The organism is Rhodobacter sp. TJ_12, from assembly GCF_020023995.1.
Taxonomy (GTDB): domain Bacteria; phylum Pseudomonadota; class Alphaproteobacteria; order Rhodobacterales; family Rhodobacteraceae; genus Rhodobacter.
This window is the reverse complement of the sequence record NZ_NRRD01000008.1, coordinates 1-16236: the sequence shown is the minus strand read 5'-3', so window position 1 is coordinate 16236 and position 16236 is coordinate 1. Positions and strand designations below refer to the sequence as shown.

At 63.5% G+C, this 16236-nt stretch carries 12 protein-coding genes; 1 reads left to right on the top strand and 11 read right to left on the bottom strand.

The genetic code is table 11. From position 1 onward, the window contains the following. Nucleotides 1-58: 58 nt before the first annotated feature. The 7 genes from CKO11_RS08080 to recA form a co-directional block, all read right to left on the bottom strand. Complete coding sequence (locus CKO11_RS08080; RefSeq protein WP_223636053.1) at nt 59-823, bottom strand: squalene/phytoene synthase family protein; 765 nt, start codon at nt 821-823, stop codon at nt 59-61. Next, the gene (gene cimA, locus CKO11_RS08075) at nt 820-2442 is read right to left on the bottom strand and encodes a citramalate synthase (protein WP_223636051.1); all 1623 of its coding nucleotides are present in this window, start codon (nt 2440-2442) and stop codon (nt 820-822) included. Before cimA ends, CKO11_RS08080 begins: the two co-directional genes overlap by 4 nt. A gap of 142 nt (nt 2443-2584) precedes the next feature. Beyond that, the gene (cysS, locus tag CKO11_RS08070; RefSeq protein WP_223636049.1) at nt 2585-3976 is read right to left on the bottom strand and encodes a cysteine--tRNA ligase; all 1392 of its coding nucleotides are present in this window, start codon (nt 3974-3976) and stop codon (nt 2585-2587) included. A 153-nt stretch (nt 3977-4129) separates the two neighbouring features. Beyond that, the gene (locus CKO11_RS08065) at nt 4130-4924 is read right to left on the bottom strand and encodes a class II glutamine amidotransferase (protein WP_223636046.1); all 795 of its coding nucleotides are present in this window, start codon (nt 4922-4924) and stop codon (nt 4130-4132) included. An 84-nt stretch (nt 4925-5008) separates the two neighbouring features. Then, the gene (locus tag CKO11_RS08060) at nt 5009-5299 is read right to left on the bottom strand and encodes a DUF1330 domain-containing protein (protein WP_223636043.1); all 291 of its coding nucleotides are present in this window, start codon (nt 5297-5299) and stop codon (nt 5009-5011) included. Next, a complete protein-coding gene (gene alaS / locus CKO11_RS08055) occupies nt 5299-7956 on the bottom strand; it encodes an alanine--tRNA ligase (protein WP_223636040.1) in 2658 nt (885 codons plus the stop codon). The genes CKO11_RS08060 and alaS overlap by 1 nt, the downstream gene beginning before the upstream one ends. A gap of 127 nt (nt 7957-8083) precedes the next feature. After that, complete coding sequence (gene recA, locus CKO11_RS08050) at nt 8084-9154, bottom strand: recombinase RecA (RefSeq protein WP_223636038.1); 1071 nt, start codon at nt 9152-9154, stop codon at nt 8084-8086. A 225-nt stretch (nt 9155-9379) separates the two neighbouring features. Here recA and CKO11_RS08045 point away from each other — a divergent pair, with 225 nt between their 5' ends. After that, nucleotides 9380-9976, top strand: a complete 597-nt coding sequence (locus CKO11_RS08045) for a hypothetical protein (RefSeq protein ID WP_223636035.1) — start codon at nt 9380-9382, stop codon at nt 9974-9976. Here CKO11_RS08045 and CKO11_RS08040 read toward each other — a convergent pair. The 4 genes from CKO11_RS08040 to CKO11_RS08025 all read right to left on the bottom strand — a co-directional run bounded on the left by CKO11_RS08040 (nt 9958) and on the right by CKO11_RS08025 (nt 16159). Then, the gene (locus tag CKO11_RS08040) at nt 9958-12357 is read right to left on the bottom strand and encodes an ATP-binding protein (RefSeq protein ID WP_223636442.1); all 2400 of its coding nucleotides are present in this window, start codon (nt 12355-12357) and stop codon (nt 9958-9960) included. The genes CKO11_RS08045 and CKO11_RS08040 overlap by 19 nt on opposite strands. A gap of 159 nt (nt 12358-12516) precedes the next feature. Next, nucleotides 12517-13686, bottom strand: a complete 1170-nt coding sequence (locus CKO11_RS08035) for an RsmB/NOP family class I SAM-dependent RNA methyltransferase (protein ID WP_223636032.1) — start codon at nt 13684-13686, stop codon at nt 12517-12519. A 4-nt stretch (nt 13687-13690) separates the two neighbouring features. Further along, entirely contained in the window at nt 13691-14920 is a 1230-nt protein-coding gene (locus CKO11_RS08030; RefSeq protein WP_223636029.1) for an N-acetylmuramoyl-L-alanine amidase, read from the bottom strand. 99 nt (nt 14921-15019) lie between these two features. Further along, on the bottom strand, nt 15020-16159 hold the full coding sequence (locus CKO11_RS08025; protein WP_223636026.1) for a pyridoxal phosphate-dependent aminotransferase: 1140 nt from the start codon (nt 16157-16159) through the stop codon (nt 15020-15022). Nucleotides 16160-16236 lie beyond the last annotated feature (77 nt).

Below are 16236 nucleotides of genomic sequence, written 5' to 3'. Positions count from 1 at the left end.
ACAACCGGAACATGACTTGAACCTTTGAAGATTCACTTAAATGCGCCAAGCCCGCGCGTCAGAGCGCCAATCTGGCCCGCAACAGCCCGAAACGGCGCTTGATTTCCGCCTCGCGCAACCGGCCCGAGGGCACCGCCTCGGGCGCGCGCACGGCGCGCTCTAGCACCGCGCGGGTCTGCCAACCGGGCAGCGCGGCCATCCGTGCGGGCCGCGGCGCATCTTGCAGCGCCGCCTGCGCCGCCTCCAGCCGGGCCAGCCCTTCACGCGCCAAATCGGCAAAGCTCTCTGCCCCGGCACCGGCAAGCTTTAACCGCCCCCGCGCCGCCAATTCGGGCTGCGCGATCAACCAATTGGCCAGCCCCGTCACGGTGCCAAGCGCGCGCAGCCGCGCCTCCGCCTGCGGCACCTGCAAACAATGCCCCGCCGCCGCCATCGGCGCCCCGGCGGTGGCTTCCAGATAATCCCACAGCCGCGCGGCATCGGCAAACGGGTCAGACCAACAATCCACCCGCCGCGCCTCGGCCGCTTCTGTCAGCATTTCAAGCGCTTGCGCAGGGATGTTCACAAGCGCGGGACCAATGTCATGCGGCACGTCCCGGCCCGTGCGGGCCAAGGCGTCCAGCGCTTCAATCCACCATTGCAGCCGGATCTCCGCCACCATCGGCTCGGGCGAGGCCCAAGGCGCACGCGCGATTTCCAAATTCGCCGCATAAAGCGCAAACAACGGCGCGCGTGTTTCGGGCGGCAGCGCCATCACCGCCGCAAACCGGTCCGGATCACCCGTTTCCAGCCGCGCGGCACAGGTGGCAAGCGCGGTCTTCATACCGCCTGCGCCCCGTCGCGGATCAACTTCCAGAAAATTGCATCCAACAGCGCCTCGAACGAGGCATCCACTATGTTCGGGCTGACGCCGACGGTGGACCAGCGCTGCCCCTGCCCGTCTTCGCTGTCGATGATGACACGGGTCACCGCCTCGGTACCGCCTTGGGTGATGCGCACGCGGAAATCGACCAGTTTCATATCTTCGATCAGGCTTTGATAGGGCCCAAGGTCTTTCACCAGCGCCTTAGACAGCGCGTTAACCGGCCCGCGGTCATGGCCTTCGGCATCCACACTTTCCGACACCGACAGCATTTTTTTGCCGCCAATTTTCACCACCACCACGGCTTCCGACATGGTCACCATCTGGTCATAGCGGTTTTTGCGGCGCTCCACCGTGACGCGGTAGCGTTTTACCTCAAAAAAGCTGGGCGCCAGCCCCAGCACCCGCCGCGCGACCAGTTCGAAACTCGCCTGCGCACCGTCATAGGCATAGCCGCGATCTTCGCGCGCCTTGATCTCATCCAAAATCTCGGCCAACCGCGGGTCTTTGGGATCAACAGTGATCCCCATCCCCTTGAGCCGCGCGCGCAAATTCGATTGCCCGGCTTGGTTCGACATCGGGATCAGCCGGGTGTTGCCCACTAAGCCCGGATCGATATGTTCATAGGTCGACGGGTCTTTCAAAATGGCGGAGGCATGCAGCCCCGCCTTATGCGCGAAGGCACTGGCCCCGACATAGGGGGCCGAGCGCAAAGGCACCCGGTTCAAGATATCGTCGAGCTTGCGTGAAAGTCGCGTGATCTGCGTGAGCTTTTCCGCAGAAACGCCTGTTTCAAAATGACTTTTATAGGGTTCTTTCAGCAGCAGCGTGGGGATCAGGCTGACCAGATTGGCGTTGCCGCAGCGCTCCCCAAGCCCGTTGAGCGTGCCTTGCACCTGCCGCGCGCCCGCCGTGATCGCGGCCAGTGAATTGGCCACCGCGCAGGCCGTGTCATCATGCGTGTGAATGCCCAGATGGCTGCCCGGCACGCCCGCCGCGATCACCATCTTGGTGCATTCGGCCACCTCCTGCGGCAGCGCCCCGCCATTGGTGTCACACAAAACCACCCATCGCGCGCCCGCCTCATAGGCGACGCGGCAGCATTCGACCGCATAGGCGGGATTCGCCTTATAGCCATCAAAGAAATGCTCGGCGTCAAACAATGCCTCGCGCCCCTGTGCCACCATATGCGCGACCGAGGCGCGGATGTTTTCAATGTTTTCATCCAGCGTGATGCCAAGCGCGGTGGTGACATGGTAATCATGCGTCTTGCCCACCAGACAGACCGCCGATGTGCCCGCATTCATCACCCCCGCCAGCACTTCATCATTCGCGGCAGAGCGGCCGGTGCGTTTGGTCATGCCAAAGGCGGTGAAGGTGGCGCGGGTTTGCGGGCGGGCGGCGAAAAAGTCGCTGTCGGTCGGGTTCGCACCGGGCCAGCCGCCCTCGATATAATCGATGCCGATTTCATCCAGCGCTTCGGCAATGGCGATCTTTTCCGCGACCGAGAATTGCACGCCCTGCGTTTGCTGGCCGTCACGGAGCGTGGTGTCATAAAGGTAGAGCCGCTCTTTGGTCATTATTGGGCCCCTCCCAACACCGCTTCAGATCTGCGTGCCGCCCGGCGGCACGCCGGGCCGCGCCCGCCCCGCCCCCACGGGCGGGCGCGATTGCGCCCCCCCTCGGGCCGTGCGCCGCCCTTCTCGCTGCCAACCAAGCGCATCACAGCCCCTCCAGCTTTGCAGCATCAAAGCCCGCACCGGGCAAAAGCTCAACGCCCGCTTTCGACATCCGCACCTCAACCCCCGCCGCCAAAAGCGCGGTTTTCAGCGCATCGACGGGCGCGAAATCTTTGGTTTCCATCGCCGTGGCGCGCAGATCGGCAAGCTTTGCGGCCAAGTCCGACAGATCCGCCTCAGGCGCGCTGGCCCAATCGCCCAATCCGTCTTCCAAAAGGCCCAAAAGCGCAGCAGAGGCTTTGAGCAACGCCGGATCGGTCATTTGGTGCAGCGCGGCAATCGCACCTGCGGTGTTAAGATCGTCACTCAACGCGGCAATCACCTCAGGCGCAACGCTCGGCGCGGCTTCCACATCCGCGACCAGGGCGCGCCACTTGCGCAACGTGGCCTCCGCCTGCCGCGCCTTTTCTGCTGTCCAATCCATCGGTTTGCCGTAATGGGTTTGCAAGAACACAAACCGGATCACCTCGCCGGGAATGCCTTGGTCGAGCAAATCGCGCACGGTGAAGAAATTGCCCAAGGACTTGGACATTTTCTTCCCCTCAACCTGCAACATCTCATTGTGCAGCCAGACATTCGCAAAACCGCCTTCGGGATGCGCGCAACAGCTTTGCGCGATCTCGTTTTCATGGTGCGGGAATTGCAGGTCGATCCCGCCCGCATGAATGTCAAAGCTTGCGCCCAACAGCTCGTAAGACATCGCCGAGCATTCGATATGCCAGCCCGGACGGCCCCGGCCCCAGGGGCTCTCCCACCCCGGCAAATCATCTGCCGAGGGCTTCCAAAGCACGAAATCCATCGGGTCTTCTTTGAAGGGCGCAACCTCAACCCGCGCGCCCGCGATCATATCATCGACCGAACGGCCCGACAGCGCGCCATAGTCTTTGTACGACCGCACACGGAAGAGCACATGGCCCTCTTTCGCATAGGCATGGCCCTTGGCGATCAGATCTTCGATCATCGAAATCATCGCACCAATGAAATCGGTCGCACGCGGCTCATGCGTCGGGCGCAGCGCGCCCAAAGCATCCATATCGGCGTGATACCAGCCAATGGTTTCCTCGGTCCGCTGGCGGATCAGTTCCTCAAGCGTCTCTATAGCCCCCGCCTCTTTGCGCGCTTGGGCGGCGGCGTTGATCTTGTCATCCACATCGGTGAAGTTGCGCACATAGGTGACGTGATCCGCCCCATAGACATGGCGCAACAGCCGGTAAAGCACATCAATCACCACCACCGGGCGCGCATTGCCCAGATGCGCCCGGTCATAGACCGTCGGCCCGCACAGATAGAGGCGGACATTCTGATCGTCGATCGGGGCGAAATCTTCTTTGCGGCGGGTTTTCGAATTGTGCAGGCGGATCACGGGCTTGGTCATGGCTTCCTCACGGGCTCTCGCCGCGGGCTTAGCTCATTCGATCCAGCATGAAAACAGAAGAACGGCCCGCGTGACTTAGGTCAGCGGCAAATCAGGCAAATGCGGATGATCTGGGTCTTCATGGGCCTATCTGGCGTGGGCGCCGCGCGCTTGTCAAGCCGCCGTGCGCGCGCCTTGCGGGGCAAAAGGCTGCACCGTCACCCGCTTGCCCTCGAAAATGCAAAACGAGCCGGGCGGCACCTTTTCCCAATCGCCCTCGCCATCTTCCAAGGGCTCCGACACGACCGCGCGCCCCCGGCGGCTGTCGGACCAGCGATGATAAAGCGTCGGCGCGGCGTCATCAGAGGCATAGCGCACCGCGTAAAGCCGCACCCCGTCGGAAAAGGCCGCCGCAAGGCGCATATGCGGGGCACAGCCGCGCTCGCGCGACAAAGACTCCAGCCGGGCGGTGGCCCGTTCCAGCGCGCATTTGGGGTCACTGTCGAGCCCCTCTGCCAAAGCCAGCAGGAACAACGCCTCGCTATCGGTCGCGCCCTTGCGGTGCGGGTAAAGCGCATCGGGGATCAGCATCTCGCCCGCACGGCGGAATGCCTCATAGCCGCCGATCTGACCGTTGTGCATGAAACTCCACCGCCCCACCACGAAGGGGTGGCAATTGTTGCGGCTTGTCGCGGTGCCGGTCGAGGCGCGCACATGCGCCAAAAACAGCGGCGAGCGCACCTGCGCGGTAAGCGATTTCAGGTTCGGGTCGGACCAGGCGGGCATCACATCGCGGTAAAGCCCCGGCTCGGGGCGCGCATCATACCACGCCACGCCAAAGCCATCGGCATTGATCGCCGTATGGCATTGCGTGGCGCATTGGCTTTGATGAATCAGCGAATGCCCCGGTTTCGAGACGATCTCTTCAAGAAAAATCGGTTGCCCGATATAGGCGGCCCAACGGCACATTTCCTGCCCCTTCGGGCGGTGGCCCGCCCCGGAAGATCAATGACACATAGCGGTCATATAGCCTGATCCGGGGCGGTGCGGAAGTCAGTCGTTTTCTTCAACCACGACCAGATCGCGCACCGAGGCGCCCTTGGCATGGGCAAGCGCGGCTTGATAGGCGTCAGAATGGTAGCAGGCCACGGCGGCCTCTAGGCTGGGGAAGCGCGCCACGACATTGCGGGCACGGTCATTGCCCTCAAGCTGCACATAGCGCGTGGCGCGGGCCAAAAAGACCCCGCCATGGTCGGCAATCGCCGGCCCCGCGGCGGTGGCGTATTTGCCATAAGCTTCGGCATCCAGCACTTCGACATGGGCGATCCAAAGGGCGGACGGCATTACACTTCCCCCGCAATCACGGCGCGCACAGCGGCCAGCGCGTCATCGGCCTTCGCAATATCGGCCCCACCGGCTTGCGCCATATCGGGGCGGCCACCGCCACCTTTGCCGCCAAGGGCAGCCGCCGCCGCTTTGACCAGATCGACCGCAGAGACGGTATCGGTTTTATCCGCCGTGACCCCCGCTGCGCAGGCCGGTTTCGCGCCGGTATCGGCAATCACCAAGACCGCGCCCGAGCCAACCTTTTCCTTCAGGCTGTCCACCAGCGCGGGCAGGTCTTTGCCCGACACGCCAGACACCACCTGAGCAATGAAGCGCAAGCCATTGATTTCTTCGACTTCCGGGCCACCAGCCGCGCCGCCGCCCATCGCCAGTTCACGGCGCAATTGCGCCACTTCATTGGCCAAAGCTTTGCGTTCTTCGGCCAAAGCCTTCACGCGCTCGGCCACATCGGCGGGGGCGGTTTTCAACACACCCGCCACTTCGGACAGCCGCGCGTTTTGGGTTTTGAGGTAATCAAGCGCCGCTTGGCCGGTCAGCGCCTCAAACCGGCGCACACCGGCGGAGGACGCACTGTCGCCAAGCGCGACAAAGGCGCCAATATCGCCCGTGCGCGCGACATGGGTGCCGCCGCACAGTTCAAGGCTGTAGGTCTTGCCGTCTTGGCCCTTGCCCGAGCCCAAAAGCTCGCCCATCGAGACCACGCGCACCTCATCGCCGTATTTCTCGCCAAACAAGGCCTGCGCACCAAGCGCACGCGCATCATCGGGCGTCATGATCCGGGTTTCCACGGCGGTGTTTTGCCGAATGAAGGCGTTCACCTCTTCTTCGACCTGCGCCATTTCCTCGGCGCTCATCGCCTTGGCATGGCTGAAGTCAAAGCGCAGACGGTCTTCCGCGTTGAGCGAGCCTTTTTGCGCGACATGGTCACCCAACGCGCGGCGCAGCGCCTCGTGCAGCAGGTGGGTGGCCGAGTGGTTGGCGCGAATGGCGCTGCGGCGGCTATGATCCACCTCCAGCTTCGCGGGCTGCCCCTTGGCAAGCTTGCCCGAGACCACCTCGCCAATGTGAATGAACACGCCCGCCACTTTCTTGGTGTCGGTGATCTTCACCTCGGCCGTTTCGGTGCGGATCGTGCCGCTGTCGCCGACCTGACCGCCCGACTCGCCGTAAAACGGCGTTTGGTTCACAACGATCTGCACCGCGCCCGTGGCCTCGGCCACTTCCGCGCCCTCTTGCACCAGCGTCAGAATTTGCCCCTCGGCGGTTTCGGTATCGTAGCCTAGGAATTCGGTCACACCGTGGGCTTCGGCAATCTCGAACCAAATCTGTGCATCGCTTGCCTCGCCCGAGCCGGACCAAGCCGCGCGGGCTTTGGCTTTTTGCTCGGCCATCGCAGCGTCAAACCCATCGGTATCGACCGTGCGGCCCTTTTCGCGCAAAGCGTCTTGGGTCAGATCAAGCGGGAAACCATAGGTGTCATACAACTTGAACGCCGCAACGCCGGGCAGTTCCGCCCCTTCGGGCAGCGCGGCCAGCTCGTCATCGAGCAGTTTCAAACCACGATCAAGCGTCACCTTGAAGCGGGTTTCCTCCAGCTTCAGCGTTTCTTCAATCAGCGCCTGCGCACGGTTCAATTCGGGGAAAGCCGCCCCCATCTGGCGCACCAGCGCGGGCACCAGCGTATGCATCACCGGGTCTTTCGCGCCCAGCATATGGGCGTGGCGCGCGGCGCGGCGCAGGATGCGGCGCAACACATAGCCCCGGCCATCGTTCGAGGGCATAACGCCATCGGCAATCAAGAAGGCGGTGGAACGCAAATGGTCCGCAATCACGCGGTGATGCACTTTGCCCGGGCCATCGGGGTCCGCCGAGGTGGCATGGGCCGAGGCCTCGATCAGGCTGCGCATCAAATCGGTGTCGTAGTTGTCGTGCTTGCCTTGCAGCAGCGCGCCGATCCGCTCAAGGCCCATGCCGGTGTCGATCGATTGCATATCGAGCGCGCGCATCGAGCCATCTTCGAACTGCTCGTTTTGCATGAAAACGAGGTTCCAAATTTCGATGAAGCGGTCGCCATCTTCCTCGGCCGAGCCGGGCGGGCCGCCCCAGATATGATCGCCGTGATCATAGAAAATTTCGGTGCAGGGGCCGCAGGGCCCGGTCGGCCCCATTTGCCAGAAGTTGTCCTTGGTCGCGATGCGGATGATCCGGTCATCGGTCAGCCCGGCGACTTTCTTCCAGATTTCTGCCGCCTCGTCATCGGTGTGATAAACGGTAACCAGCAGCTTTTCTTTGGGGATATCAAAGTCTTTGGTCAGCAATTCCCAGGCAAAGGGGATCGCACCTTCTTTGAAGTAATCGCCAAAGGAAAAGTTGCCAAGCATCTCGAAAAACGTGTGGTGGCGCGCGGTATAGCCAACGTTATCAAGGTCGTTGTGCTTGCCCCCGGCGCGAACGCATTTTTGCGAGGTGGTGGCGCGGACATAATCGCGTTTTTCCACCCCGGTGAAGCAGTTCTTGAACTGCACCATCCCGGAGTTGGTGAACATCAGCGTGGGGTCATTGCGCGGCACGAGCGGCGAGCTTTCGACCACCTTGTGGCCGTTCTTCTCGAAATAACCGAGGAAGGTGGACCGGATATCGTTGAGGCTGGGCATGGGCGGGCCTTTTTTGCAGATTTCCCCCCGTTTAGCGATGCGATCGGGCCCTGTCCAGAAAGCAAAACGACCGGGCAAGCCGCCCGGCCGTTGCGTCGCAGGTCCGAAGGCCGCAGGTCTGACCCGCTCAATCCTCGGTCAAATCATCCGCGGTCGGGTCGACACCGAAATCAAGCCCATGGCTGGCGCGGATCTTGTCTTCGATCTCATAGGCGATATCGGGATTGTCGCGCAGGAATTGCTTGGCGTTTTCACGCCCCTGCCCGATCCGCTCGTCGCCATAGGAATACCACGCGCCCGATTTGGCCACGATCCCGGCTTTCACCCCCAGATCGACCAATTCGCCAACTTTAGAGATCCCCTCGCCGTAAAGGATATCAAATTCCACCTCGCGGAAGGGCGGCGCGACCTTGTTCTTGACGACCTTGACGCGGGTCTGGTTGCCGATCACCTCGTCACGATCCTTGATCGAGCCGATGCGGCGAATATCCATCCGCACCGAGGCATAGAATTTCAGCGCATTGCCGCCCGAGGTGGTTTCGGGCGAGCCGAACATCACGCCGATCTTCATGCGGATCTGGTTGATGAAGATCACCATACAATTGGACCGGCCAATCGAGGCGGTAAGCTTGCGCATTGCCTGGCTCATCAGACGGGCCTGTGCGCCCACCGTGGCATCGCCCATATCGCCCTCGATCTCGGCGCGCGGCGTCAGCGCGGCGACCGAGTCGACCACGACCAAGCTTACCGCGCCCGAGCGCACCAGCGTATCGACGATTTCCAGCGCCTGTTCGCCGGTATCGGGCTGCGAAATCAACAGCTCGTCAAGATTCACGCCCAATTTCTTGGCGTAATAGGGGTCCAGCGCATGTTCGGCATCGACAAAGGCGCAGACGCCGCCTTTTTTCTGTTCTTCGGCAATGCAATGCAGCGTCAGCGTGGTCTTGCCCGAGCTTTCCGGCCCGTAGATTTCCACGATCCGCCCCTTGGGCAGCCCCCCGATCCCCAGCGCGATATCCAACCCCAGCGAGCCGGTCGAGGTGGCCTCGATCTCGGCGGGCTTGTTATCGCCGCCCAGTTTCATGATCGAGCCTTTGCCGAATTGGCGCTCAATCTGCGACAGCGCCGATTCCAGCGCCTTTTGCTTGTCTGCCTTGGTCTTGTCATTCATCTCGAAAAGGCCTGCTGCCGTTGCCATCTGTTGTCCCCTTATTCCACAGGGCGCGCCGCGCGTCCATCGCCTGCGGCCCCTGATGTTCCCGTCCTGTTCCCACCTTATATGAGCACAAACCAGAAACATTTCAACTCAAATATGAGAACAAAGGCTGAACGAACAAGGTTAAGGAAAGTTTACCAAGGCCTTGGGGCCTTTACCGGCCCATGGCCGCGCAGTATGCAGGGCAAAAGCGCGAAAGGTCGGATCATGTTGATTTTTTGGGACCAGCGATTGGTCTTTTTGGCCACGCCCAAAGCGGGGTCTACAGCGGTCGAAGTGGCGCTGGAATCATTGGCCTCGGTCACGATGCAGCGGCCTGCGCCGCTCAAACATATGAGCGCGCAAGATTTTCGCACCACGCTGGCGCCATGGCTGGCGGCGCAGGCGGGGGCCCCCTTCACCACCGTCGCGCTGATGCGCGAGCCGATCGGTTGGCTACGGTCGTGGTATCGGTTTCGCACGCGCGATGATTTCGATGACCCCGATCACCCGATGGCAGGCCGCCGTTTCGAAGATTTCGCCCGCGATTACATGGCCCGCCCCTGCCCCGCGCAGGCCGATATCGGCAGCCAGTCGGCGCATCTGTGCGGCGCCGATGGAACGCCCGCAGTGGATCGGATCTTTCGCTATGAGCAGATCGACGAAAGCTTTGTGCACTTTCTTGAAGACCGGCTCGATTGCGCGATCACCCTGCCCCGGGTCAACGTGCCGCCCGCTGTCGACACCGAATTGAGCGCGGAGACCGAAGCCGCGCTGAAAGAGTGGATGGCAGCGGATTTCGCGCTTTACGAAAGCCTCGCCTGAGAGGGATCGGCGCCGTCTTGGCCGCTCGCGCTCTCGGGGGCCGCGCTTTTGGACGCCTGCGCCTGTGCAGGCACCGCCGCGCGAGAGGGGGCGCCGGACGGGGCAGATTTGCGGGCATAGCGCGTGATCTGGTTTTGCACCGTCGCGGTCAATTCGCTCAGCGAAAACGGCTTGGGCAAAAACACCGAATTGGGCATGGGCGGGCGCCCTTCGCGGAACACATCCTCGGCATAGCCCGACACAAAAACCACCGCCGTATCGGGCCGGGTTTTCAGCGCCTCGGCCACCCAAGTCGGGCCATCCATCCCCGGCATGATCACATCGGTCACGAACACATCGAAGACCAGTGTTTCATCTTCAAGGATGCGCAGCGCCTCTTCGGCGTTTTCCGCCTCAAAGACGGTGTAGCCACGCAGCTTCAGCGCGCGCGAGGCAAAGGCGCGCACCGGGGCCTCATCCTCGACCAACAGCACCATCGAGGCGGGGGTATCCTCGATCTGCGGCAGTTCCATCGGCGTCACCGTGGTTTCCGGCTCCACCTCGCCGCGATGCCCATGCGCGGGCAGGAACAGCGTGAAAGACGTGCCAGAGCCCACAACGGAATCGCAGAAAATATAGCCGCCCGTCTGTTTGACGATGCCATAAGCGGTGGACAGGCCCAGCCCGGTCCCCTCGCCCTGTTTTTTGGTGGTGAAGAAAGGTTCGAAAATCTTGCCCAGCTTGTCGGGCGAAATGCCGACCCCCTCATCGGTGACCTTGACGACGACGTAATCGCCCTTGGGCACAGCGGCGCGGTCGCGTTTAAGATCTTCGAGCAGGCGCGTATTCTCGGTTTCGATGCGAATTTCGCCGCCGCCGGGCATCGCGTCGCGCGCATTCACCACCAGATTCATGATCACCTGTTCAAGCTGGCGCCGGTCGGCCCGGATCAGCGCCAGATCGGGGTCGTGGATCAAGGTCAGCACAATCTTTTCGCCCGTCAGCCGGTTCAGCAGATGCGTCAGATCCGACAGCGTATCGCGCAGATCGATCACCCGCGGCTTGAGCGTTTGCTTGCGCGAAAACGCCAGCAATTGCCCCACCAAAGAGGCGGCGCGATTGGCATTTTGGCTGATCTGATCCAGATCGGTGTAGTCCGGATCGCCCTTGTCATGGCGCAGCATCAACAGATCGCAATGGCCCGAAATCGCGGTCAGCAGATTGTTGAAATCATGCGCGACGCCGCCGGCCAATTGCCCAATCGCCTGCATCTTCTGGCTTTGCACGAATTGCCCTTCCAGCGTCTTGAGCTGCGTCGCATCGGACAAAACCGCAATCAGCCCGGCGCGGCCTTCCTCGACCACGCGGCTCAGCGTCACCTGCAAGAACACCTCGCGGTCGCCGCGATGGGCGCGCAACACCTCGGGGCGGCGCTCGGTGCGCCCGGCCACCGCATCGGCGACCCAATCCTCGACCGGGCGGCCAAGACCTTCGAACAATTCACACAGCCGCGTGCCGGGGGCAATCTGGCCCAACAGCCCACGCGCCGCGCGGTTCACCTCGAACACGCGGCCATCGGTGCTTAGCCGCATCAGCGCAACGGGCAGGCTTTCGAACGCGGCCGGGTCATGCGTTGTGGGGCGGCCCGGTGCGACCGGCATCAGGTAAATCTCGTCGCGTCCACCGACGCCCTCGATCTGGGCCACCATGCAGCGCAGCGGCCCCTCGGCGGTGGTGATTTCCTGCTCCTCGCCCGAGCGGATCGGCAATTCGGTGAAAATGCGGTCAAGCGTGCGCATCCGTTCGCCCACCAGCCGCCGCATCGCCTCGTTCATGAATAGGATCGTGCCGTTTTTCGACACTGTCAGCATCGGCAAGGACAGGGTCTCGCCGCCGCGCCCGCCCACGGCGCGTTCGGCCATATCTTCAAGCCGCCATAGGAACCCGCCACCCTCGATCTGATGCACGGCAATGCGCACATGCCCGCGCCGGGTCACCATATCCTCGCGCGCCGCGCCAAGCGATTTGGCCTTGGATTGCAGCCGCGACAGCATCGCACCGGGATTGGCAAACAATTCGCCAAGCGCGCGGGTCAGCGTTTGCCCGCTGCGCGCGCCAAACCGGTCCATCGCGGCACGGTTTTGGGTCGAAATTTCGCCATCGGCATCGGTAATAAAGGACGGCGCGGCATCATGCGCGATAAAGGCCGAGATCGAGGCATTCATCTGCTTGGTGCCCTGCGCAAGATAGCGTTGCGCCAGCTTCGCCACCAAAGCCAAAACCAGCAAACTGCCCGAGATGGACAGCAGCAGCGTCATCACCACCCGATCTTGCACGAAATAGCCCCCGACCCCGGCCAAGACCGCCAAAATCAGCAGATAAACCGCCCCCGGCGCGATCATCGCGGCCGTGCGGTCGAGCGGCGGCAGGGTCTGGTCGGGGTGGGCCAAGATGTCTTCCTTTCCAGAATCGTGTTTACGCATTGCCGGATATTTGGGTTAAAGCTTGATTAACAAATGCACAACACAACCTAAAGAGGAGGCAAAAAGTTTCCGATCCGTTCACGATCGGGCCAAAACCACCCCGAAAAAGCCATCGCCTCCATCGACCGGGGTCAGCCGCAGCCGGGCGTCAACCCGCCACGCGCCCGATTGTGTAAAAGCGGCCACCTGCGCGTCATTTTCCACCGACAAGAGCGAGCAGGTCATATAGCACAGCCGCCCGCCCGGTGCGGTCAGCGCGGCGGCCCGCGCCAAAATCTCGGATTGCAGCGCCACCAATTCGGCCAAACGCTCGGGCGTCAGCCGCCATTTCGCCTCGGCCGCGCGCCGCCATGTACCCGAACCCGAACAGGGCGCATCGACCAACACCAGATCATAGGGCCCGGAAACCTTGCCCGGCTCGGCCAACCGGATCTTCGCCCCCGCGCGTTTGGCACGGGGGGCAATGTCGCGCATCCGTCCAGCGTCGATATCATGTGCGGTGATCTGCGCCTTGGGGGCCAGCGCAGCCAGCGCCAGCGCCTTGCCGCCGCCGCCCGCGCAATAATCCAGCACGCGCATGTTGGGCCCGATCGGCACCAGTTCGACCATCGCCTGCGACGCCGCATCTTGCAATTCGACCAACCCGGCGGTGAACGGCGCGCTTTGCGCGATCTTGCGTGCGCCAGCGGTGACCTCAAGCGCGGTTTCCGCCAAAGGATGCGGCACCGTCTCAATCCCGGCCTCGGCCAGCGCGGCTTGCGCCGCGTCGCGGTGGGCCTTGGCGCGGTTGACGCGCAAAAAGACCGGCGCGCGGGCCTGCATTGCGTCGGACACGGCCGCGAAATCCGCCCCAAGATCGGCGTGCAACTGCGGCAAAAGCCACTTTGGCCAATCGCTTGCCAAAAGATCTTCAGCGGGCGGCGCGGGGGCGGCCAGATGCGCCTGCTCGGCTGCGGTCAGGGGCGCGGGGGCATGGCCGGTGCCGGTAAAAAGCGTTGCCGGGTCGCGCCCCTCGGCCCGGCACAGGCCCAGCATCAAGCCCCGCCCGGTCAAGGCGCCGCCAAGCGCGGCAAAGCTGCCCCGGCAACGCAGCGCGTCAAACACATGATCGCGCACGGCCGCCCGGTCGCCCGAGCCCGCATAGCGGTTGGCGCGGGCCCAATTTGTCAGCGCGCGTTCGGCGGGCGCCCCCGCAAGGATCGCATCCAAAAGATCGATGGCGGCGGCAAGGCGGGCGGCGGGCGTCATCGGATCACTGCCGCAACAGCCGCGCTTCGGCGGCATCGGCCTCGGCCCAGCGTTGCACCCCCGCCACCAGCGCCCCGACCATATCTGCGCGCCACGCCGGGTCATGCATCCGCGCCCGGTCGATATCTGAAGACATGAATCCCAACTCCAACAAAGCCGAGGGAATATCGGGCGAGCGCAGCACCGCGAAATCCGCCCCCTGAACGGGGTGGCGATGCATGCGCAGCCCGGCCCCCTTGATCGCGCCCGCCAACACCTGCCCCAAGCGCACCACACGCGGCTGGGTTTCGGTGCGCGCCAAATCCATCAACACCCCGGCCACCGCATCGTCATGGCCCGCCAGATCGACCCCCGCCAACAGGTCCGAGCGGTCATGCCGTTCGGCCAGCTTGCGCGCCGCCGCATCCGAGGCGGTTTCGTCAAACAGATAAAGCGTGGCGCCCATCGCCTCCCCCTCGGCCAAGGCATCGGCATGCAATGACAACATCAGATCGGCGCCAAAGGCATGCGCGGCGGTGATCCGCTCTTCAAGCGGGATAAAACTGTTGTCGGTGCGCGTCATCCCCACCACCAGACCGGCGCGGGTCATTGCCTCTTTGAGTTCGCGCGCGAAGGTCATCACCAAAACGGCTTCGGAATGGCCATCCACCTCGGCGCCGGGATCGATGCCGCCGTGGCCCGGATCCAGCATCACCCGCAAGGGGCGTGTGCCATCTTGGCGGGTGATCGGCGGGCCGGTCAGCGCGGGCTGCGGCAAATCCCACAGCGCCGATTGCGCCGCGCCTTGACGCGCCGCGAATGCGGTCGCGGTGCTGCGCTCTAAAACGATATGCACCGCGGGCGGGTTGGCGGCATTGTCGCCGGTGCGCTGCTCGGCCGATACCAGCCGCACCGGCCCGGTCAGCTCTGCCACGAAACGCGACCAGCCCGGGCGAAAGCCGCCCCAACGAACGTCTCCCAAAAGCCCGCGTTTTTCAAACGCTTCGGGCCGGGCGGGCGAAAAATCCACCTCGCGGAAATCCACCACAAGGCGCGGCGGGTCATCCAGCAGAAACGCCCGAAACGGCACCGGTTGGCTTAGCCCCAAGCTGATTTCCGTTTTCGCGGCAGAGGGTTGGGTGACCGAACTGCGTTCGGGCTCCAGCCGTGCCAGCGCCGAAAGCGGCTCGGCCCGTGCTGCCGCAGGCAGCGCCAGCGCGGCCAGCACCGCAAGGGTCGGAAAGATCTGTCTCATGCCTGCTCCGCCGGAGTTTGCGCCGGTCTTACCGCCGGTCTGGGGCGAGTATAGCGCAAGCGCCGCGCGCCGGGAATCCCCCAAGCGCTTCGCAAGCGCTCAGCGCGCCGCCATGAAGGCCGCCAGCCGCGCCAGCCCCTCTTCGATATCCGCCGTCGCGCGCGCATAGGAAAAGCGCAAGGTCGTATGCCCGCGCGCCGGGTCGAAATCGAGCCCCGGCGTCACCGCGACCCCGGCTTTTTCCAAGATCTCGCCCGCCAGCGCGCGGCTGTCTTGGGTCAGCTCGGACACATCGGCATAGATGTAAAATGCCCCATCGGGCGGCGCGATCTTGTCAAAGCCCGCTTTCGGCAGCCCCTCCAGCATCAATTGCCGGTTCTTGGCATAAACGGCGCGGTTCGCCTCCAACTCATCGGTGGCCTCCAGCGCCCCAAGCGCGGCCACTTGGCTCGCGTGGGGCGGGCAGATGAACATGTTTTGGGCGAGCCGCTCAACCGTGCGAACGTGGTCTTCGGGCACGACCATCCAGCCCACGCGCCAGCCGGTCATGCTGAAATATTTGGAAAACGAATTGATCACATAGGCCTCATTGCCGATTTCCAGCGCCGAGATCGCGCGCGCCTCGTAATGCAGCCCGTGATAAATCTCATCTGACACAAAGCCCAAGCCGCGCTCTGCCGCGGCCTCCATCAGCGCGGCGAGTTCGGGCTTGCCCAGCATCGTGCCCGAAGGGTTGCCCGGCGAGGCGACGATCAGCCCCTGCACATCGGCGGGAATATCGGCGGGCACCGGCTGATAGCGGTTTTCGGGGCGCGTCAGCAGATCGACCGGGTTGACCGACATTGCGCGCAGAATCTGGCGATAGCTGGGATAGCCCGGCGCGCCCAAAGCCACACGGTCGCCCGCATCGAAAAGCGCCGAAAACGCCAGCAAGAACGCCCCCGAAGAGCCGGGCGTGACCACCACGCGCGCGGGGTCCAGATCGACCCCATACCAGCGCGCGTAAAGATCGGCGATGCCTTGGCGCAATGCGGGCAGGCCAAGCGCCACGGTATAGCCCAGACTGTCACGCTCCAACGCGGCGGCCAGCGCCTTGCGCGCCGCGGCGGGCGCCGGGGTCGAGGGTTGGCCGACCTCCATATGGATGATGTGGCGCCCGGCGGCTTCGGCGGCGCGCGCGGCCTCCATCACATCCATCACGATGAACGCATCCACCTGACCGCGATTTGACAAACGCATGGGCCACCTCCGTTAGCTTGCGGCTCCGGGCATAGGCCCGCGCCCGGCAAGGGTCAAGCCGCCCGCCCCGCCCCCTT